We start from the raw sequence: 20,206 nt of genomic DNA, 5'->3' as shown, positions 1-20,206 counted from the left end.
AGCAACGCGAGGCATCGGGTCAGCGCCCGTTGCCGATTCACCAGCGGCTCCATACGGCGGTGCCACCGCGCCGCGCGAGGAAGTGCTGGCGCCGTTCATCCGAACGTGACATCAAACAACGAGGTTCGTCATGCGCATTACACAAGGAACGTTCTCTTTTCTGCCCGAGCTGACCGACGAAGAGATCGGCTTGCAGATCGACTACGCGCTGCGCCAGGGCTGGGCATGTTCGGTCGAATTCACCGACGACCCGCATCCGCGCAACACCTATTGGGAAATGTGGGGCTTGCCGATGTTCGATCTGCACGACGCGGCCGGCGTGTTGCAGGAAGTGAAAGCCTGCCGCGCGGCACGGCCGCAGCACTACATCAAGGTCAATGCGTTCGATTCGGTGCGCAGCTTCGAGACGATGCGGTTGTCGTTCATCGTCAACAGGCCGGGCGAGGAGCCGGGCTTCCGACTCACACGTCAGGACGGGCAAGGGCGCGTGCAGCGCTACGGTCTCGCGGGCTATGCGAGCGACCGTCCGTCGGGCGAGCGGTATGGGTCAGGGTCAGGGTCAGGGCCACGGACAGCGCGCTGATTGCACGCGGGGCATGCAGCGTGAAGCGATTTTCGCCGCATCGTAGACGAATCGCCACAAGGAGAAGCCATGAGAGACGACGCTGCCATAGCGGACGCAATCCTGTCGTCGATGCCGCGAAGCGCCGATGCGCCGGACACGCGCACCGCAGCGCCGCAAGCCGACGCGTCGCCCCCCGGCAACGAAACGCCGCATGTCGATCTCGCGGCGCTGTATCGCGACTCCGGCATCGGCGACGTGCTCGGCGAACTCGATCGCGATCTGGTCGGCCTCGCGCCGGTGAAAACCCGCATCCGTGAGGTGGCCGCTCATCTGCTGGTCGAGCGCGCGCGCGATTCGCTCGGCCTCGCGGGCGCCGCGCCGACGCTGCATATGTGCTTCTCGGGCAACCCCGGCACCGGCAAGACCACCGTCGCGCTGCGCATGGCCGAGGTGCTGCACCGGCTCGGCTACATTCGCCGCAATCATCTGGTCTCCGTCACGCGCGACGATCTGGTCGGGCAGTACATCGGCCATACCGCGCCGAAAACGCGCGATGTGCTCAAGCGCGCGATGGGCGGCGTGCTGTTCATCGACGAAGCGTATTACCTGTATCGCCCGGAAAACGAGCGCGATTATGGGCAAGAGGCGATCGAGATCCTGCTGCAGACCATGGAGAACCAGCGTGGCGATCTCGTGGTGATTCTGGCCGGCTACGCTTCGCGCATGGAAGTGTTCTTCGAGAGCAATCCGGGTTTCCGCTCGCGCATCGCGCATCACATCACGTTTCCCGATTACGCCGAGGCCGAACTGCTCGACATCGCCGAGCGCATGCTCGGCACCACGCACTACCGCTTCGACGCCGCGTCGCGGCATGCGTTCGCCGACTATCTCGCGCGGCGCATCCGTCAGCCGAATTTCGCCAATGCCCGTTCGGTGCGCAATGCGCTCGACCGCGCGCGGCTGCGCCAGGCCAACCGGCTGTTCGCGAGCGCGCTCGACGGCGGCGCGCCGATCGACTCGGCCGCGCTCACGCTGATCGACGCGACCGACGTGCGCGCGAGCCGCGTCTTCGACGAGCCGCTGCCGTCCATACCGACATCGCGCGCCCATACGGCGCCGTCGGGCTGAGTCATGACACCCTCCAGGAGAAACGCCATGCAGGACGGACGCACGACACTCTCGAAGTTCCTGATCGACACGCTCGACCGGCAGCCGTCGCCCGGGAACGGTGTGGAAACAGCGGGACTCTCGGCGCTGCTGATCGACGTGGCCGCCGCGATCAAGTCGATCTCGGCGATGCTCACGAAAGGCTCGCTAGGCGGCAACTACGGGTCCGCCCAGACCGTCAACACACACGGCGAGGAGCAGAAAAAGCTCGACGTCGCGACCAATGAGATCTTCGTGCAGCAATGCGAGTGGGACGGTCTGCTGGCGGCGATGGTGTCGGAGGAAATGGAGGACGTGTACGCGATTCCGCCGCGCTATCCGCGTGGCGATTATCTGCTTGCGTTCGATCCGCTCGACGGTTCGTCGAATATCGACATCAACGGCGTGGTGGGCTCGATTTTCTCGGTGCTGCGTGTGAACGGCGGCGACAGGAACGCGGTGGGCGAGGCCGCCTTTCTGCGCCCGGGCTGCGAACAGGTCGCGGCCGGTTACGCGGTGTATGGGCCGTCGACGATGCTCGTGCTGTCGGTCGGCAACGGCACGCACGGCTTCACGCTGGAGCGCGATATCGGCAATTTCGTGCTCACGCATTCGAACATCCGGATTCCTGAAGATACCGTCGAGTTCGCGATCAACGCGTCCAACGAACGTTTCTGGGAACCGCCCGTGCGCCGCTACGTGCAGGAGTGCAAGGACGGCCGCAGCGGTTGCCGGGCAAGGGACTTCAATATGCGCTGGATCGCGTCGATGGTCGCGGAGGTGCATCGCATCCTGATGCGCGGCGGCGTCTTCATGTATCCGCGCGATTCTAAAACGCCGGCGATGGAAGGTCGTCTTCGGCTGCTGTACGAAGCGAACCCGATGAGCTTTCTGGTCGAGCAGGCGGGCGGCCTGTCGATCACCGGGCGCGAACGCATTCTCGACGTCCGTCCGCATGCGCTGCACGGACGCGTGCCGGTGATTCTCGGCTCGAAGCACGAAGTCGAACGCATCGCGCGCTATCACGGCGAATACGACCGTGGCGAGGACAAGCCGTTCACGTCGCCGCTGTTCAGCCCGCGCTCGCTGTTTCTGCCGGATTTCACCGCGTGACGCGCCGCTAGCAGAGACAGCAGGCCACGCACCGCCCGTCGCGAAGGCGGCCAGAACATTGCCATCCGGAGACAACCTATGTCAGTCAAACATCCGATCATCGCGGTGACCGGTTCGAGCGGCGCCGGCACCACGACCGTCATGAAGAGCTTCACCCATATCTTCAGACGCGAGCACATCAATGCGCAGATCGTCGAGGGCGACGCATTCCATCGTTACGACCGCAACGGCATGCGCGCGGCCATGAAGGAGCATGAACACGACGGCGCACCGAACTTCAGCCATTTCGGCCCGGAGGCGAATCTGCTCGAAGAGCTGGAGACGCTTTTCACGTGCTACGGCGAAAGCGGCACCGGCCAGCTGCGCCACTACGTGCACGACGCCGCCGAGTCGCAGCTGTACAAACAGGATGGCGGCACGTTCACGCCGTGGGAGGAGGTCGCGCCCGGCACCGACCTGATGTTCTACGAGGGGCTGCACGGCGCGGCCGTCACCGACAAGGTGGACATTGCGCGGCACGCGGATCTGCTGATCGGCGTGGTGCCGATCATCAACCTCGAATGGATCCAGAAGCTGCACCGCGATCAGACGATGCGCGGCTACTCGCATGAAGCCGTGGTCGACACGATCCTGCGGCGCATGCCCGACTACGTGAACTACATCTGCCCGCAGTTCTCGCGCACGCATGTCAACTTCCAGCGCGTGCCGACCGTGGACACCTCGAATCCGTTCACCGCCCGCGAGATTCCCCAGCCGGACGAGAGCTTCGTGGTGATTCGTTTCGCGCGGCCGAAGGGGATCGACTTCCAGTATCTGCTGACGATGCTGCACGACTCGTTCATGTCGCGCCCGAACGTGATCGTCGTGCCGGGCGGCAAGATGGGCCTCGCCATGCAGCTGATCTTCACGCCGATGATTCTGCAACTGATCGACCGGCGCGCGCGTGCCTGATACGTGCCGTGTGCCTGCCGGCGCGGAGCGTGTTCATTTCGCAAGGAGAGATTCGATGAGTGCTGTCGCAGAATCGGTGGTCATACCCGCCACCCGCTTGATGGCCGACGCGCTGCGCATGCTCGCGATCGATGCGGTGGAAGCGGCAAAATCAGGGCATCCCGGCATGCCGCTCGGCATGGCCGAGATTGCGGTCGCGCTGTGGGACCGCCATCTGAAACACAATCCGCGCAATCCGGCCTGGCCCGACCGTGACCGCTTCGTGCTGTCCAACGGACACGGCTCGATGCTGCTGTATGGCCTCTTGCATCTGAGCGGCTACGACCTGCCGATCGACGAGTTGAAGCGCTTTCGCCAGTTGCATAGCAAAACGCCGGGGCATCCCGAAGTGGGCGTCACGCCGGGTGTCGAAACGACTACCGGCCCGCTCGGTCAGGGGCTCGCGAACGGCGTCGGCATGGCGCTCGCCGAGGCGCTGCTCGCGCGCGAATTCAACCGGCCGGGACACCGGATCGTCGATCATCGCACCTACGTGTTCGCCGGCGACGGCTGCCTGATGGAAGGCATCTCGCACGAAGCGGCGTCGCTTGCCGGCACGTTGAAGCTCGACAGGCTGACCGTGCTCTACGACGACAACGGCATCTCGATCGACGGTCACGTGCAGCAATGGTTCGCCGACGATACGCCGGCGCGCTTCGCCGCCTATGGCTGGCACGTGGTGCGCGACGTGGACGGACACGATGTCGATGCCGTCGATCACGCGCTGCAATCCGCGCGTGCAGCAGAGCGCCCCACGCTGATCTGCTGCAAGACGGTGATCGGCCAGGGCTCGCCGTCGAAGGCCGGGACGCATGACGTACACGGCGCGCCGCTCGGCGCCGACGAAGTCGCGCGAACCCGCCACGCGCTCGGCTGGGCGCATGCGCCGTTCGAGATGCCCGACGAAGTCCGCGCAAGCTGGGACGCGAGCGCGCGTGGCGAGGCCGTCGAAGCCGATTGGCGCGCGCGTTTCGAGGCGTACCGCCAGCACTACCCGCACGAGGCCGCCGAGTTCGAGCGGCGCGTGCAGGGCGCGCTGCCCGCGCATTGGCGCGACGCGGCCCGCGCGCTGGTGCGCGACGCCGATTGCGCGGCCGAATCGATTGCGACGCGCAAGGCCTCGCAACAGGCGATCGCGGCGCTCGCGCGCAGCTTGCCGGAAATGCTCGGCGGCTCGGCCGATCTGACCGGCTCGAACCTGACCGACTGGAAAGGCGCAACCGAAGTCCGCACCGACGACGGCGGCCTGCAAGGCGGCAACTATCTGCACTACGGCGTGCGCGAATTCGGCATGAGCGCGGTGATGAACGGCATTGCGCTGCATCGCGGGCATCTGCCGTTCGGCGGCACGTTCCTCACATTCTCGGACTATTCGCGCAACGCGCTGCGCATGGCCGCGCTGATGAAAACGCGCACGATCTTCGTCTTCACGCATGATTCGATCGGGCTCGGCGAGGACGGCCCGACGCACCAGGCGGTCGAACATGCGGCGAGCCTCAGGCTGATCCCGGGGCTGGACGTCTGGCGCCCGTGCGACACGGTCGAGACCGCGCAGGCATGGGTTGCCGCGGTCGAACGGAACGGGCCTTCATGTCTGCTGCTGAGCCGGCAGAACCTGCCTTTCGTCACCCGTTGCGCCGAACAGATCGCGGCCATCGCGCGGGGCGGTTACGTGCTGCGCGACTGGCCGGGCGACCCGGCGCTTGCGCCCTACGCACGCGTCGTGCTCATCGCAACCGGCTCCGAAGTCGCGCTCGCGCTCGATGCCGTCGCGCCACTCGCAGCCGCGGGCATCGCCGCGCGCGTCGTGTCGATGCCGTCCACCACCGCATTCGACCGGCAAACGACCGCGTGGCGCGAGGCGGTGCTGCCGCCGGGCGTGCCGCGCGTCGCGATCGAGGCGGGCGTCAGCGCGTTCTGGCGGCAATACGTCGGGCTGGACGGCGGCGTCGTGGGCATCGATTCGTTCGGTGAATCGGCCCCGGCCGCCGCGCTGTTCAACCATTTCAATCTGAGCACGCAGGCGGTGGTGGACGCCGCGCGCCGCGTCGCGCAACGCGCGCACTGAGCCGAACCGGTTTTCATCTCGAGGAGTCAGTCATGGCCTTCATCACCCTGCGGCAACTGCTGGATCACGCGGCCGAACACGACTACGGCGTGCCTGCGTTCAACGTCAACAACATGGAGCAGATTCAGGCGATCATGCGCGCCGCCGAGGCGACCGACAGCCCGGTCATCCTGCAGGCCTCGGCGGGCGCGCGCAAGTATGCGGGCGAGCCCTATCTGCGCCATCTCGTGCTCGCCGCGCTGGAAGCGCACCCGGATATCCCGCTGGTGCTGCATCAGGATCACGGCGCGAGCCCGGCCGTCTGCCAGCAGGCGATCCGCTCGGGCTTCACGTCGGTGATGATGGACGGCTCGCTGCTGCCGGACCAGAAAACGCCCGCCGCTTACGACTACAACGTCGAGGTGAGCCGCCGTGTCGTGGAGGCGGCGCATGCGGTGGGCGTCTCGGTCGAAGGCGAGTTGGGCTGCCTCGGCTCGCTCGAAACCGGCACGGCGGGCGAGGAGGACGGCGTCGGCGCGAGCGGCCAGCTCGCCCGCGACGATCTCCTCACCGACCCCGAGGAAGCATGGCGCTTCGTCGAAGCGACCGGCGTCGATGCGCTCGCGATCGCGATCGGCACGTCGCATGGCGCTTACAAGTTCAGCCGCGAGCCGACCGGCGACATTCTCGCGATCGACCGGATCATCGACATTCACGAACGGATTCCGAACGCGCATCTCGTGATGCATGGTTCGTCTTCAGTGCCGCAGGAATGGCTGGCGGTGATCCGCGAATACGGCGGCGAGATTCCGCAGACGTACGGCGTGCCGGTCGAGGAAATCCGGCGCGGCATCGCGCATGGCGTGCGCAAGGTCAACATCGACACCGACATCCGGCTCGCGATGAGCGGCGCAATGCGCAAGTCGCTCGCCAACGCGCGCTCCGAGTTCGATCCGCGCGCGGCGCTCAAGGCTGCGACGGCGGCCGCGAGCGCACTCTGCGTCGAGCGCTTCGAGGCGTTCGGCTGCGCGGGCCAGGCGGCACGGATCAAGCCGCTCCCGCTCGACGCGATGGCGCGCCGCTATCACTAAACCATTGGCCGGGAGAACGTGATGCGTGAATTCCTGATTGCGCCGTCGCTGCTGTCGGCGGACTTCGCCCGTCTCGCGGACGAGGTTCGCGACGTGAGCGCAGCCGGCGCGGACTGGCTTCATTTCGATGTGATGGACAACCACTACGTGCCGAACCTGACCGTCGGGCCGCTGGTGTGCTCGGCGATCCGGCCGTACGCGACGATGCCGTTCGACGTGCATCTGATGACGATGCCGGTCGATCCGCTCGTCGCCGCCTTTGCCGAGGCGGGCGCGAATTCGATCAGTTTTCATCCGGAGGCGTCGCTGCATGTGCATCGGACCATCGAACTGATCAAGTCGCACGGCGTGCGCGCCGGACTCGCGTTGAACCCGTCCACGCCGCTTGCCATGCTCGATCACGTGATGGAAATGCTCGACGTCGTGCTCGTGATGTCGGTCAATCCGGGCTTCGGCGGGCAGGCGTTCATCGGGGAAACGCTGGACAAGCTGCGGCTCCTGCGCGAGCGTGTCGACACCACCATGCAGCGTACCGGCCGGCCGCTCCTGATCGAAGTCGATGGCGGGGTGAACGCGTCGAACATCGCGCGGATCGCCGCGGCGGGCGCCGATGTGTTCGTGGCCGGTTCGGCCGTGTTCGGCGCGGCCGATCGCAAGCAGGCAATCGGTCGCTTGCGCGACGAGCTCGATACGGTGGCGGAAAGCGCGGGCGTGGCCGCGCTGGGATGACTGGCCGTCAGCCTTTCTTCATCGTCTCGCCGGGTGCGCGCCAGGCGAGCAGGTCTTCGTCGGGACGGTCGACCGCGCAGCCCCAGTCGAGCGGCTGGTCCTGATCGAAACGCTTGCCGAGCCGCCATGCGATTTCCGCGCGCGCGAGTTGCACGCCCATATAGAACGCGTGGCGGCCGTCGGTGTCGAGATTCAGTTGCGGATAGAGCGCGAAGGGGTCTTCCGCGCGCCGATGGCCGTCGCGGTTGTAGACGTGAATGCCCTCGGCGCTGACCTGGACGCGGAAATTCGGATCGCGCACACCCCGCGCCAGTTCGTCGATTTCGTCGGCGCTATAGGGAAACGGCCGCTTCGCATGCACGGTCGCAAGATCGCTGTTGATGCCTTTCGGCAGCACTTGCGCATCGCGCGCGGCATGCATCACGCGGCGCGCGACGTCGGCTTCGCGCAGCGCGCGCCGCGCATGCAGACTCACCGACGTGGTCAGCACCGCGCCGATCCGCAATTCGGCGGCCATGCCGAGCAGCACCGCGTTGATGCCGCTCGTGTCGGCTTCGGTCAACTCCGTCACGTTGCCGATGCCCATCATGATCGCGATGTCCGGATAACGTTCGCGCAAGCGCACGTATCGCGCCACCGACACGGCAAGCCCGAACGGAATCGGGTCGAGGATCGGATCGGCGTAGAAGGCGCGACCGCGTGCGGACAGCTGTTCGATGGCGGTATCGAGCGAGGCCGGGTCGCCCGGCTCGCGCGCGACGAGGATCGGCGTCGACGGCACTTCGTCGGCGATCCAGAGCGTGTCGAGGTTCAGACTCATCAGGTAGTCGGCGCCCGCGCGGCCGCCGCGCAGCAGTTCGTCGGTGCGCATCGAATCGACGCTCACGCGGTAGCCTTCGGCCTTCAGCCGCCGGACCGCGTCTTCGAGATGGGGAAACGGCGTTTCAGGCAGACAGCCGATGTCGATCACGTCGGCGCCCTGAGCCGCATACTCGCGCGCGCGGCGCGCGATACCGTCGAGGTCGAGGCGCGGCGCGTCGACGATCTCCGCAAAAATTTTTGTCTCGTAGCGGCTCAGATCGAACGGCTTCGCCTTGCGGCCGAAAAATTGCGGCAGGTCCTTGACCTCGTCGGGACCGCGCTCGAACGGCACGCCATAGTGAAGGGCGAGGGCATCGAGATCGCCGCGGCAGCGCCCGGGCACGATCACCCGTTGCGCGGTGAGCGGGGCGGGCACGCGGCGCTGGATCAGGTCGGCCGTCATCAACGCGGCGACCTGCAGACCGATTTCGCGGACCTCCCAGCTGAACGGCGTCGGCGCCATGCTGTCGAGCACGCGCAGCAGACTCGGTTCGGCAAGCCGGCCGGTCAGGAAGAGGATGTGGTCCATGCAAGATCGAGGGTCGACAGGCGTTGATCGAGCGCCGCTTTGAGTTCGTCGAGCGAGCGGGCGAGCGTCGTATATTCGAAGCGCGACAGGCGCTCAACGTTGTCGAGTTCGATCGTCCGTGGCCGCAGTTCGACCCATTCGTCGGGGCTCGCCGTGATCACGGTCGGTTCGGTGTCGCATGCAAAGACAATGCCCGGAATGCATTGCTTGCCGGCCTGCGCGTACATGTTGGTGGGCAGCGTGTCCGAGATGCCGTACGCGCATTTGGCGACCGTGTTGCTGGTGGCCGGCGCGATCACGACCGTGTGATAGACGCCGTGATAGAGCATCCCGACCGGCACGCCGCTCGCGCTATTGTCGCGCAGCACGCGGAATTTTTCGCGCAGTTTGTCGATCGGCCAGCCATACAGCGGCAGCACTTCCTCCGCCGCCGCGGACAGGAAGAGGTCCACGCGCGGCAATTGCAGCGCGAGCGCGATGGACTCTTCGAGCAGATGGCCGGAGCCGGTCACGCACCACGCGAAGCGCGCGTCCGGCTTGAAGTCGGCGAGATCGCGTGCGGGCGTGTGGGTCATGCGTCGAGATCGAGCGGCATTCCGTCGGACGGCGAGCCTTCATGCGACAGCCGGATGTGCAGCCGGCGCATCTTCCGGTACAGCGTGTTGCGGCTGATGCCCAGCGCCTTCGCGACATTGCTGACGTTCCAGCGATGCTCGTCGAGCAATGACAACACCGTTTCGCGCTCGTTCAACTGGATCGCATTGAGCGCCGAGATGTCCGCGTCGTCGGTCAGATGCGCGTCCATGTCCGCGCTGGTGAGGCCGAGGGCTGCAGGCATGTCCCCGCCCGGCGCGCGTTGCGTGATTTCGGGCGGCAAGTCCTCGCAACGGATCGGCTGGCCGTCGGACAGCGCGATCGCCATTTGCAGCACGTGGCGCAGTTGCCGGATGTTGCCCGGCCACGCGTAACTCAGCAGCGCGTGTTCGGCTTCGGGGCTCAGTTCCGGCGGATCGTCGGTCTCGTTCGCGAGCAGATGGTGGATCAGCGGCAGCTTGTCGAGCCGCTCGCGCAGCGGCGGCAGGTTTAGCTCGACACCCTTGAGCCGGTAATACAGGTCCTCGCGGAATTGCCCGCTGTGCACGAGTTCGAGCAGATTGCGGTGACTCGCGCTGATCAACTGGAAATTGACCTTGACGGTGGTCTCGGCGCCGAGCGGCGTGACCTCGTGTTCCTCGATCACGCGCAGCAGACGCGCCTGCAACACGAGCGGCATGTCGCCGATCTCGTCGAGAAAGAGCGTGCCGCCGTTGGCCTGCACGATCTTGCCGCGCCGTCCTTCGCGCTGCGCGCCGGTGAACGCGCCGGCGCGATAACCGAACAGTTCGCTCTCGATCAGGTTCTCGGGCAGCGACGCACAGTTGACCGGCACGAAAGAACCGCCCGCATGCGGGCTGATGCTATGCAGCGCCTGCGCGAACACTTCCTTGCCGGTGCCGGTTTGGCCTCTGAGCACGATCGGAATCTTGCGCTGGATCACGCGTGCGGCCAGTTGAATCTGCGACGCCATGCGCGGGTCGCCGAACTCCAGGTGCGCGATCTCGTCGAGCTTCGGCGCGGGCGGGCGCTTCTCGGGCGCGCTATGGCGAGCAGCGGCGGGCGCGTCGCTGCCGAGCACGCGCGCGACACGCCCGCTGTTGTTCTGCGAGGTCTGCGCAACGAGAAAGAAGCGGTTCGTCGCGTTCGCGCTGTACACGGTGACCGGATGGAACGAGCCGCGGATGCTGCGCGCGATCATGTCTTCGAGCGACGCGTTGAACGCTTCTTCGATACGCCGCCCGCGCAGTTCGCTGAGCGAGCGGAAGCCGAGCTGGAACAGCGCGCTGCGATTCGCGGCGAGCACCGTGCTGTCGTCCGCGACGGCGAGCTTGCCGCCGTGCAGCGTGCCGACGAATTCCGGACGGCTGTGAAAGTGGATCATGTTCGCGTGACGGTAGCGCGCGTCCAGCAAACGGTTTTCGATCATCTGCCGGGACATGCCGACGAGCACCAGCGAGTGCTGTTGCAGCAGCTTGGAGCGGCTCGTCACATCGAGCACGCCCGCGATCTCGCCGCTGTCGTCGAAGATCGGCGCGGCGGAGCAGGTGAGCGACGTATAGCGCGGATAGAAATGCTCGTGCTGACACACGGCGATGCAGTCGCGCTCGGCAAGGCAGGTGCCCATGCCGTTGGTGCCGGCTTCGCGCTCGCTCCATAGCGCGCCGACCCGGAAGCCGTCTTCGGCGACCGCCTCGGCAAACGGCACCGACGACACCTGATGCACGATCGCGCCGCCCGCATCGACTAGCACGACCGCAAGTTCGGGGTCGGCGAGTTGCTGATAGAGCGTCGTCATCTCGAGTTTCGAGCAGGCGATCAGATCGCCGAGCGCTTCGCGGCGCGCGCTTAATTCGTACTGCGTGAGGACTGGCGGGGTGACGAAACGCGAGGGGTCGAGCTGAAATTCGTTGATGCAGCGCGCCCACGATTGGGCGACGGATTGGCTCGTCGGGCGTGTGGTCAACTGATGATTCACGACGTTCAGCACCTCTCGGACGTGCGTATTGCTGTCAGCGAGCAACGACATGGGGTTTGTCTCCGTTGCGGCATTTCGGACCTGCTTTTGAGCACGCCACGAATGCCGCTTTATCAATCCTGTATTCCCCTGACGCCGCGAATTCGTACGTTCGCATGCGCCTACGCGACCGGCCTCTCTCAGGCGGCTATTTAAAACTCTACGCCCGATGGCGGTTTGGTTCAACAGGAAGTCGCATTATCACCACCGACTGTGCCCGATATTTGCTTTTCTCTATTCGTTGCGTTGTTGACGGGCCTATTCGATGGCGTTGTGGCAGCTTCGGCACAGAGTGTGCCGCCGCCGTCGCCGCTGTTCCTGATGCAGTATTAACCCCAAGCCGCGTCGCGGCGGAGTACACCATGGATCGTATCGATACTGTTCGCCTTGCCGCTTTTCCCGGCGTCTCCGACACCGCCGCAATGCCCGAACGCATGGACATCGTCTTCATCGAAAACTTCGTAGGCCAGACGGTCATCGGTATCGACAGCAGCGAGCAGCACGTCCCGCAGCCGGTGCGCATGAATCTCGCAATCGGCGTGCCGGCGATTCGCGCCTGCACGACGGATCGGATCGAGGACACGGTCAACTATGCGGCCGTACGCAGTGCATTGCTCGATCTGTTCGCGACACATCGGGTCCGGTTGCTCGAAGCGCTCGCGGAAAACATCGCGCAATTACTGATTGCGGATTTCGGCGCTCACTGGGTGCGTGTGTCGCTCGCGAAGCCGGCGAAATTCGACGACGTCGCGGCGGTGGGTGTGCAGATCGAACGGCGACGTGGTGCACTGTCCGCGTCCGGTGCCGGCGTCGTCAGTTACGCATCGCTGGGAGAAGGGCTGGTGCCGAACTGAAACGCGGCAGTTGACGCGGCGCCGCATTAGCGGCGCCATTCACCCCATGCATGCCCCGCATAGGCGGTGCACCGCATCACTACTTCGCGGCCGTAGGTGTCTTCTGCGAACCCAATCCGCACGCCTGATATGCAGTCATCTGCAGCGCGCGGAATTTCTTCGTTTGCGACTTCGCATGGTCGACGCGGAATTCCGAGCCGCCTTCGCCGCCGAGCGTCGCGTACTTCGAGAAGGTCGACTGCGCGACGAATTCGTCGTACGGAAGGGCGGCCGCCATCTTGTCGATCACACACGAGCATTTATAGACGTTCGCGAAATCGTGCCCGTTGTCGTCCATGCAGGTCAGCACGTATTCCACGCGGCCCTGCGTCGGATAGTTGTAGCCGCCCGCCGGAGCGGGCCCGATTGGCGCATCGCCCTCCGCCCAGCTGAGCGGTGCTGCCAGCGCGAGGCAGGTGAAGGCGAAAAGCGCGCGACATCTTATGGTCATTTTCATGCCTCTGCGGGAGCATTGAGCCTGCTTGTCGAACATAGGTGCGGTCAGCCGTGCAACAGGATGCGCGAGGAGGCGGCCCCTGCGAGCGCCGCGTCTCCTCCCGTACCGCGCGTAATCAGTTCGGTGCGAACGGATGCGCGACGGTGCCTTTCTTCGCGACGACTTCCGCCGCGCTCGGTTCGCCGTTGACGGCGCGTTTGATGGCCTCGCGCGTCGCCTGGTAGTTGAACTGCTGGATCTTCTTGTCGTCCTCCGCCTGCCAGTGAATGAACACGCCGACGCACAGGAACAGATCGTCAGCCTCGTCCTGCGGGATCGTGCCGTCCTCGACACTGTCGGCGACCGCGAGGGCAACCGCGTGCTGCGCAGGGCCGAACATCTGCACGGCCTGCTTCGCGCCCTTGATGGTCACCTTGTTGAAGAGGATCGTGTTCGGCTTGGTGAGCAGATTCGGGGCGACGACCGCGAGCAAAGATGTAAAGCCATCCTTATTGTTGGTGAGCGCGTTGCAGAATGCGGTTTCCGCAGCCGAACCTCGCGGTCCGATCAGCAAGTCGATGTGCGCGACCTCGTTGCCGTCGCCGACTAGCGACTCCCCGATCATGACGCGGTTGATCTTGGCCATTCTGTTCCTCCGATGAGTGGTAACGGACCTGCTGATTGGCCGCCGCCTGCAATCGTGCTGCTCCTGCATCGCACGGCGGCGTATTGATGTACGGCGGTACTAACTAACATGTTCCGTGCCAGTGCGCGGCCCGGATCGGGTGAGGCCGGTGCTTCAGAGGCTTTCGAGGCAAGCGGCGACGAACAGCGTGGCGACCGCGAGATCGGCACTGGTGCCCGGATTGATTGCGCGCGCCTTGAGCTCGGCATCCCATGCGTCGAGCTGCGCGGCCGCCTCCGCGCGTGACGCATGAAGCGCCGTTTGCCGCCAGCGCGCGTGATGTTCGCGTGCCGCAAGCGTGACACTCTGCGCCAGCGCCATGCCGTGCTTGCGCACAATGTGTGAGTCGGGCCAGCCGCCGAGAAACGCGAGGAACACGCCGAGCATCGCCGCTTCGGGCGCGTCCGCTGGCGCTTCGCGATATGCGGCGAGACCCGTTTCGAAGATGTCCTGACAGCCGTTCGCGTATTGACGGGCGATGCTGTCGCGGTCGCTGGCGAGCCGCATCGCGTCGAGCAGGCCGACCGTCGGCGGCGCATGGACCGACTGCTCGGGGGCGTCGCCGAGGCCGCCTGGATTGGCGAGGGCGATCGCGCGGTAGGCGAGGCGCGCGTCGTCGACGTCGAGGGCCGCCAGCGTGCGTGAAGTCGCCGCGCGCCACGCGTGCGCCGACGGTGCTTGCGCGCAATCCTCCAGCGCCGCGGCGAGCGGTGCGACGAGCAGCACGATGCCGAGGTTCGTGTTGCAGCCGACCGCATCGCGCGTGCGCGTGACCGCATCGAGAATGCGCCGGCCGACCGGTGCGCCGCGCGCGAGCAGCACGTCCGCCGCGGCGTCCGCGCTGGCGAGGAACTGCGCGGCGCTCATGCCGTGGCCGGGGCTTTGCATGCTGACGTTGCCGGGCTTGGGCGTGGCGACGTCGAGTGCGCACGCTTGCAGGAACGCCGCGCGAACCTGGTCCGGTGTGAGCGCGCCGGTCTCAGGCATGGCGTGCGGGCAGCGTGGCGACGGCCGCTGTATCGGCTGACGTATCGGACTGCGTGAGCAAACGCCGCTGCGCGGCGAGCTTGCGCTCGAGCAGGTCATCGGCGAGCGCCGCCGCGAGGTCGAGCCGCGTGACCGACTGCAAGCCGCGCCATGCGGCCACGCCGTTCACTTCGAGCACGAGCGGACGCGCGGCGTCCTCGGGATTGGGGATCAGGTCCACCCCGGCATAGTCGAGGCCGAGCGCGGCGGCCGCCTGCACGGCCGTTTGCGCGAGCGGCGCATCGAGTTCGGCCGGCTCGCAGAGCGCGCCTTGCGCGAAGTTGTGTATCCAGTCCTTGCCGCCGACGCGCCGCATCGCCGCCACCGCGCGCCCGCCGATCACCAGCACGCGCCAGTCGAACCCGGGCCGCCCGCCGGCGACGTAGCGCTGCAGATAAGCGACCTGCCGGTAAGGCCGCAGCGACGGCAATGGCGCAAGCCCGCCACGGCGCGCGCCGAGCCGTTTGAGGCCGTGGCCCTGCGAGCCGAACAACGGCTTGAGCACGACCTCGCGGCCCGCGGCCGCTTCGCGCATCAGTACCCGCTGCGCGAACGCTGCGGATTCGACCGCCCACGTCGCCGGTGTCGGCACACCGGCGCGGTGCAGCAGGAAGCTGGTCATCGATTTGTCGACGCTGCGCTCGATCGCGCGCGCGTCGTTGTAGACCGGCACGCCGGATTCGCGCAGCGCGTGCAGGATGCCGAGCCGCAGCGTCACCTGCTCGAAGGTGCCGCCGGCGATGCCGCGCACGAAGACCGCGTCGGGCAGCGTATGACCGAAGCCCGGCACCACCAGCCCGTGAGGTTGCCACGTGGTGTCGATGCGGCAATCCGCGAGATCGACGCAGCGCGCCTCGGCGCCGCGCGCGCGGAACGCTTTTTTCAGGCGTCCGGTGTGCCAGCCGGTTTCGTCGGTCAGGATCGCGATGCGCACGCCCGCGTGCTTTGCGTCGGACTTCGCGTCAGGGTCGGTGGCGGGCGTTGCACCGGCTCGCGTGAGCGTCATGGCGCGACGGGCTTGCCGCCCCATTGATCTTGCAACAACGCGCTTTCGAGCCGCCCGCCGTGGTAGGTCGCGCCGCTTTCGAGGCTGCTCACCCACACTTCGGCGGGCGCGAACAGCGCCGGATCGATCTGGTAGAAGTCGAAATTGAACGACGTGAAGATGTCCGCGAACGGCCGTCCATAGTCGCGCGAATTCGCGGCGGGCAAGCTTTCGGCGAGGCGCCGCGCGGTGTCGTCGCGCCTGACAGTCAGATGGACGCGGCCGCCGTAGAGGATCGCGTCGTTGGTGCGGCCCATCGCCTGGATGCCATCGGGCGCGGGCGGCGGCAACGGGGCCGAGCCCGCGCCTTCCACGACTTCATCGAGCGGCACACCGAGCACATGGGTCTTGTGCAGTGCAACTTCGACGACGCGCGCCACCACCTGTACCGTCCCCGCGACAGAGTGTGTCGGCGTGACGATCAGCGTGAGCCCTTCGGGCGCGAGGCCGCAATCGTGCAGCACCTTGTCGATGATCACCTGCGGCGGCATGCGGTCCACTTCGAGCACCAGCACACCGCGCTCATGGCGGTCCCGATAGCCGAGTTCGGCGAACAGCGGCTCCTTGACGGCCAGCGCGCGCGCGGGACCGGAGCCGAGCGAAAAGAACTTCTTGCCGCCGGTCTGCTCCTTGGTGGCCGCGAGGCTCCACCCCGCGTATTGACTGCCGAGACAGGCCAGCACCGGCGACGACGTGCGCGCTTCGATCATCGTGGGCCAGAGCGGCGCCGCGTCGAAGTTCGAGCGCACCGCGACGCGGCCGAGTCCGCCCATGCAAATGCGCGCGATCAGCACACCGGCGTCGATGCTGCCGGGGGCTTCGACGCCGGCGTCCGCGATCACGGTGCCGCCGGCTGTATGGCTGATGACGACGCCAAGGCGCGCTGCATCGTCGATCAGCCGGGCGACGAGGCGCTCGCTCAGCGCGTTGACGCTGGGTGCGGCGGCTGCGCGGGAAGTGTCAGGCGAGGGAGGGGAGGCGGGCATGGTCGGGCTCATCGCAGGTTTCGATTCGTTGCAGGACGAGGGCGCGCTGCGCATCGAGCGTGCGCCGCACCGCGTCCACCGAGGCCGCGCGCACGAGCAGCGTGCAGACGGGCTGCCCGGCTTCGACGCGCGTGCCGGGCATCGGCACGTCGCGGCACTGACGATCGCGCAGACAGGCGTCGGAGAATTTGGCTGACACAGTGAACGGCGCCGGCGCGAACAGCACGCGCTGGCCGGCGCGCCAGCGCGGCTCGCGCGCCAGGGCCGCGCTGCGATTCGACGGCAGCCGGTCGAAACGGCACGCGTCGAGATGGCATTGGAGCAGCCCGTGCGGCCATGCATCGGGCGACGCGGTTTCGTAAAGCGCCATCGTGGAGGAGGGCCGCGCGTTGATTTCGAGCAGTTCCAACGCGTCGCCGTCGAGCAGGAAGTCGCAGCTGTTGAGGCCGATCAGACCGGTTCGCGCACAGAGTGCGTCGAGGGCGGACTGCACGCGCGCCGCGACCTGCGGCGGCACATCGATCGGACCGATCGATCCGGCATGGACGAACGCCAGTTCGCCCAGTGCGCAGGTGAGTTGCTCCGCGAAACCGATCAGTTGCGCGCGGCCTTGCGCGCCGATAAAGAGCGCCGACAGCGACCGGCCGCGACCGATGCGCTGGAAATAGCCTTGCGCGGGCACGCTCTGCGCGCCGAGCGCCGCGAGCGGTTTGATGTGCGTGCCGCCGCAACCGTCGGCGAGCTTGAACAGCCAGCCCGCCTGGGCCGTCGCAGGTGGCGCGAACGCAACGGCAGGATGCGGGATATGCAGTTCATCGAGCAGCGCAAAAAAACGTCGTGGCTCGCGCACGGCGGCGCTCGCTTCGGCCGTGTTGCCGATGAAACGGGGCAAGCCGGGTGCACCACACAATTGCGCGATCAGCGGCTCCAGTCCGCTGCCGCCGATCCAGCCGAGAAAACGCGGCAGACGCGCCACGCGCTCCAGCGCATGCCTGAGCCGCTCGCGATCGATCGTCAGCGCGCCGCCACCTCCGCCGATATCGCACCACACTTCGGCGGCCGCGCGCGTATCGCGATCGCCGAAGAGGTCGAGCGCGGCGACCCGCAGCCCCGCGCGCGTCGCGGACTGGGCAAGCAGACGCGCGGACAGCCCCGCCACCGCGACGAACGGCGCCTGTGCGAGCGGCTGACGCGGCGTCGTCACGGCCGGCTCAACCAAGGCCTGCCGCGACCTCGCGGGCTTCGTCGAAGGCTTGCGGAAAACCGAGGTAGACCGGCTTGCCGCCGGTGCGCATGCGCATGAAGAGCCGGTGTTCGACCTGATACTTGACGTTGCCGATCGCCAGCGCGCCGATGCCGACCGCGCCCGCGTCGGGTACGCCGTCGATGGGCTTGCCGTCGTTCATCACGTTGACGCCGGCAATGCCTTCCGGCGGCACGGCGTTGACGTCCGCGGCGATCAGCAGGCGTTTCGCAAACGCGAGGTCGTCGCTGCTGATCACCTGGACGCCCGCCACGGCGGTGGCGAGCACGATCTCCGCATCGGCCAGCGCGCCGCGCAATTCGTCCGGCGTCGCCACGCTGATGCCGTTGGTGACGATGCCGAAGCGCTGGTTGATTTCCGCCGAGACACCGAGCGCGCGGGCGCGATCGTGGTGGCTCGCGATCGTCACGTCGGCGCCGCGCGAGGCGGCCATCGCCGCCGCGACGCGTCCGACCGCGCCGGTCCCGCCGAGAATCAGCATGCGCTTGCCGCCCAGCTCCATGCCGTGCTGTTTGCCGAGATGCCGCTCGACGAGGGCGACGGCCGCGGCCGCCGTCGTGTACGAGCCGCTCGGATCGGCGAACACCGACACTTCGAACGGCGGCACCATCGCCTTGCGCGCGGTGTCGAGCATGTCGGCGGCCTGCATCACGTCGCGTCCGCCGATGAAGATGCCGGTGCGCGACACGCCTTTCGGGCCACGCGAAAAGATCGCGTCCTGGGTCAGGTTCGCGACCATGTTCGGCAGCACGTTGCAGTACGGCACGATGACCTGGTAGCCCGCGTCGGCCGCCATGTTGACGTCGAACGGACTCATCTGCGGCGTGGCCGTGAGCATGTGCAGGATATAGGGCCTTTCAATGGTTTCGGACATGGCAGCAGGCTCGTTCCGGTTTCAGTGGCAAGGTGGTGGACCGCGCAAGCGAAGGGCTCGTGGCAGCGCGCCGATGGTGGCGATGGTGCGCCGCCGCGTGCGGGCTCCTGCAACGGGCGCAGGACCTGAGGGGCGTCATGCGGCGTCGATCCGCTGCGCGTGCGCGTCGGTGTTGCGAATGACCGCGCCGCTGTTTCGTGCGGCGACGACCGTGCATTCGATATGCGGCATCGCGCGGGTCGCTTCGCGCGCGGTGGCGAGCGCGCTGTCGGCATCGGGCGCGCTCGGGAGAATGGCAAAGCCCGTCGGGCCCCACGAAGTCTGGCCGATGCCCGCCGTCCGTTCGGCGGCGACCGCGCGCAGCACGCGCTCGACGTCGGGGCTCGCGAACACGCCGCCTTGCGCGCTGGCGAAGTATTCGCCGATGGTCTGCTGCATGTCGGTGAGGCCCTCGGCGAACGGCGCGAAGTGATGCTCAGCCGCGCCCGGCAGAATGCGCATCAGCACCAGATGACACAGATGCGCGGCTAGCGCCTGCGGAAACGGCGCGAGCGAGGCGAGGGCGCGGCGCTCCTCTGCCCCGTGCAAACCCTGGCGGGCGTGGTCGCTCACGAGGAGCACGCGCCATTCGTGCGGAAACGGCTGGCGTGCGAGCAGCGGCGGCACGCCCTGATGGAGATCGCCGGCCGGTCCGCCGTCCAGCAGCAGGCCACCCGCATCGAAACCGAGAATGCCGATGCCGGAGCGCGCACCGCGCCCGAGCAACCCGGCGATCTCGGCGGTGCTCGCCGGATGGCCGAGCAGGCGCACGAACGCCGTGCCGACGGCCAGCGCGAGCTGCGTGCCGGAGCCGAGGCCGGTGTGCGCACGCGGCGCATGCGTGACGTCGATCGCGACCGTCGCCGCTCCGTAGGCGGCCTGCAACCGCGCGAGGCAAAGCGCGATGCGCTCGCGGTCCGCTTCGGTCACCGCGCCCTCGATCCGCTCGCGCTCCGCGAGGCGTGCTTCGAGCCTTGTGCCCTGCGCGTCGATCACCAGTCCCAGGCTGCCGAACGCACGTCCTAGCGACGCGTTCGGGTCGAGAAAACCCAGATGCAGGCGCGCGGGCGCATCGACGGTGATGGCGGTGTGAGGCGGAAGGCGGCGAAACTGGAGCGGCATCGCAAGTATCCTTGTGGGTGCGCTGAACAGGGTCTGGCCGAAGGGCGCCGGTGGATTCGGCGCGGTGCATCGCGGCAGCGCGCCGGGCGAGTTCAAGCAGAAGCCGTACCAGGCGCGCAGGCGTGCGGCCAGCGCGGGAGAGCGCCGCCTCACG

General features: G+C 67.1%; 19 protein-coding genes. 8 read left to right on the top strand and 11 right to left on the bottom strand.

The features are described 5' to 3' along the window. Positions 1 to 130 precede the first annotated feature (130 nt). The 7 genes from PQQ53_RS25120 (at position 131) to rpe (ending at position 7,681) form a co-directional block, all read left to right on the top strand. On the top strand, positions 131 to 583 hold the full coding sequence (locus tag PQQ53_RS25120; protein WP_408326994.1) for a ribulose bisphosphate carboxylase small subunit: 453 nt from the start codon (positions 131 to 133) through the stop codon (positions 581 to 583). Between the two features lie 111 nt (positions 584 to 694). Further along, the gene (gene cbbX / locus PQQ53_RS25115; RefSeq protein WP_408327072.1) at positions 695 to 1,693 is read left to right on the top strand and encodes a CbbX protein; all 999 of its coding nucleotides are present in this window, start codon (positions 695 to 697) and stop codon (positions 1,691 to 1,693) included. A gap of 27 nt (positions 1,694 to 1,720) precedes the next feature. Next, positions 1,721 to 2,824, top strand: coding sequence for a class 1 fructose-bisphosphatase (locus PQQ53_RS25110; RefSeq protein WP_408326991.1), 1,104 nt, complete (start codon positions 1,721 to 1,723; stop codon positions 2,822 to 2,824). A 78-nt stretch (positions 2,825 to 2,902) separates the two neighbouring features. Continuing rightward, the gene (locus tag PQQ53_RS25105) at positions 2,903 to 3,775 is read left to right on the top strand and encodes a phosphoribulokinase (protein WP_408141325.1); all 873 of its coding nucleotides are present in this window, start codon (positions 2,903 to 2,905) and stop codon (positions 3,773 to 3,775) included. A gap of 55 nt (positions 3,776 to 3,830) precedes the next feature. Then, on the top strand, positions 3,831 to 5,882 hold the full coding sequence (gene tkt, locus PQQ53_RS25100) for a transketolase (protein WP_408326989.1): 2,052 nt from the start codon (positions 3,831 to 3,833) through the stop codon (positions 5,880 to 5,882). Between the two features lie 32 nt (positions 5,883 to 5,914). Further along, positions 5,915 to 6,952, top strand: coding sequence for a class II fructose-bisphosphate aldolase (gene fba, locus PQQ53_RS25095; protein WP_408155824.1), 1,038 nt, complete (start codon positions 5,915 to 5,917; stop codon positions 6,950 to 6,952). 21 nt (positions 6,953 to 6,973) lie between these two features. Then, positions 6,974 to 7,681: a ribulose-phosphate 3-epimerase gene (gene rpe, locus PQQ53_RS25090; protein ID WP_408141328.1), complete on the top strand. Its 708-nt coding sequence runs from the start codon at positions 6,974 to 6,976 to the stop codon at positions 7,679 to 7,681. Between the two features lie 7 nt (positions 7,682 to 7,688). Here the strand turns inward: rpe and PQQ53_RS25085 are convergent, their stop codons facing one another. Genes PQQ53_RS25085 through PQQ53_RS25075 form a run of 3 tightly spaced genes read right to left on the bottom strand, consistent with a single transcriptional unit; the run spans position 7,689 to position 11,694 of the window. Beyond that, the gene (locus tag PQQ53_RS25085) at positions 7,689 to 9,071 is read right to left on the bottom strand and encodes a DUF6513 domain-containing protein (RefSeq protein ID WP_408326986.1); all 1,383 of its coding nucleotides are present in this window, start codon (positions 9,069 to 9,071) and stop codon (positions 7,689 to 7,691) included. Continuing rightward, complete coding sequence (locus tag PQQ53_RS25080) at positions 9,050 to 9,646, bottom strand: flavoprotein (RefSeq protein ID WP_408141330.1); 597 nt, start codon at positions 9,644 to 9,646, stop codon at positions 9,050 to 9,052. Before PQQ53_RS25080 ends, PQQ53_RS25085 begins: the two co-directional genes overlap by 22 nt. Beyond that, positions 9,643 to 11,694: a sigma-54-dependent Fis family transcriptional regulator gene (locus PQQ53_RS25075; protein ID WP_408141331.1), complete on the bottom strand. Its 2,052-nt coding sequence runs from the start codon at positions 11,692 to 11,694 to the stop codon at positions 9,643 to 9,645. The genes PQQ53_RS25080 and PQQ53_RS25075 overlap by 4 nt, the downstream gene beginning before the upstream one ends. A 350-nt stretch (positions 11,695 to 12,044) precedes the next feature. Here PQQ53_RS25075 and PQQ53_RS25070 point away from each other — a divergent pair, with 350 nt between their 5' ends. Next, entirely contained in the window at positions 12,045 to 12,536 is a 492-nt protein-coding gene (locus PQQ53_RS25070; protein ID WP_408326983.1) for a dihydroneopterin aldolase, read from the top strand. A 79-nt stretch (positions 12,537 to 12,615) separates the two neighbouring features. On the opposite strand, the gene PQQ53_RS25065 is transcribed toward PQQ53_RS25070, so the two are convergent. The 8 genes from PQQ53_RS25065 to PQQ53_RS25030 form a co-directional block, all read right to left on the bottom strand. Next, complete coding sequence (locus PQQ53_RS25065) at positions 12,616 to 13,026, bottom strand: hypothetical protein (RefSeq protein ID WP_408326981.1); 411 nt, start codon at positions 13,024 to 13,026, stop codon at positions 12,616 to 12,618. A 121-nt stretch (positions 13,027 to 13,147) separates the two neighbouring features. Further along, on the bottom strand, positions 13,148 to 13,657 hold the full coding sequence (gene fae / locus PQQ53_RS25060) for a formaldehyde-activating enzyme (protein ID WP_408141334.1): 510 nt from the start codon (positions 13,655 to 13,657) through the stop codon (positions 13,148 to 13,150). Between the two features lie 153 nt (positions 13,658 to 13,810). Next, complete coding sequence (locus PQQ53_RS25055) at positions 13,811 to 14,683, bottom strand: triphosphoribosyl-dephospho-CoA synthase (protein ID WP_408326978.1); 873 nt, start codon at positions 14,681 to 14,683, stop codon at positions 13,811 to 13,813. Next, on the bottom strand, positions 14,676 to 15,728 hold the full coding sequence (locus PQQ53_RS25050; protein ID WP_408326976.1) for an ATP-grasp domain-containing protein: 1,053 nt from the start codon (positions 15,726 to 15,728) through the stop codon (positions 14,676 to 14,678). Before PQQ53_RS25050 ends, PQQ53_RS25055 begins: the two co-directional genes overlap by 8 nt. After that, positions 15,725 to 16,753 (bottom strand): methenyltetrahydromethanopterin cyclohydrolase, encoded by a 1,029-nt coding sequence (gene mch, locus PQQ53_RS25045; RefSeq protein ID WP_408326973.1) that lies wholly within the window; start codon positions 16,751 to 16,753, stop codon positions 15,725 to 15,727. Before mch ends, PQQ53_RS25050 begins: the two co-directional genes overlap by 4 nt. After that, positions 16,728 to 17,957 (bottom strand): ATP-grasp domain-containing protein, encoded by a 1,230-nt coding sequence (locus tag PQQ53_RS25040; protein ID WP_408326970.1) that lies wholly within the window; start codon positions 17,955 to 17,957, stop codon positions 16,728 to 16,730. Before PQQ53_RS25040 ends, mch begins: the two co-directional genes overlap by 26 nt. 7 nt (positions 17,958 to 17,964) lie before the next feature. Further along, positions 17,965 to 18,891: an NAD(P)-dependent methylenetetrahydromethanopterin dehydrogenase gene (locus PQQ53_RS25035; protein WP_408326967.1), complete on the bottom strand. Its 927-nt coding sequence runs from the start codon at positions 18,889 to 18,891 to the stop codon at positions 17,965 to 17,967. Positions 18,892 to 19,026: 135 nt separating this feature from the next. Then, complete coding sequence (locus PQQ53_RS25030; protein ID WP_408326964.1) at positions 19,027 to 20,052, bottom strand: beta-ribofuranosylaminobenzene 5'-phosphate synthase family protein; 1,026 nt, start codon at positions 20,050 to 20,052, stop codon at positions 19,027 to 19,029. Between the last annotated feature and the right edge of the window lie 154 nt (positions 20,053 to 20,206).

The organism is Paraburkholderia strydomiana (assembly GCF_046030495.1).
Lineage (GTDB): Bacteria > Pseudomonadota > Gammaproteobacteria > Burkholderiales > Burkholderiaceae > Paraburkholderia > Paraburkholderia strydomiana_A.
The sequence above is the reverse complement of the archived record's forward strand: the minus strand, read 5'-3'. Positions and strand labels throughout refer to the sequence as shown.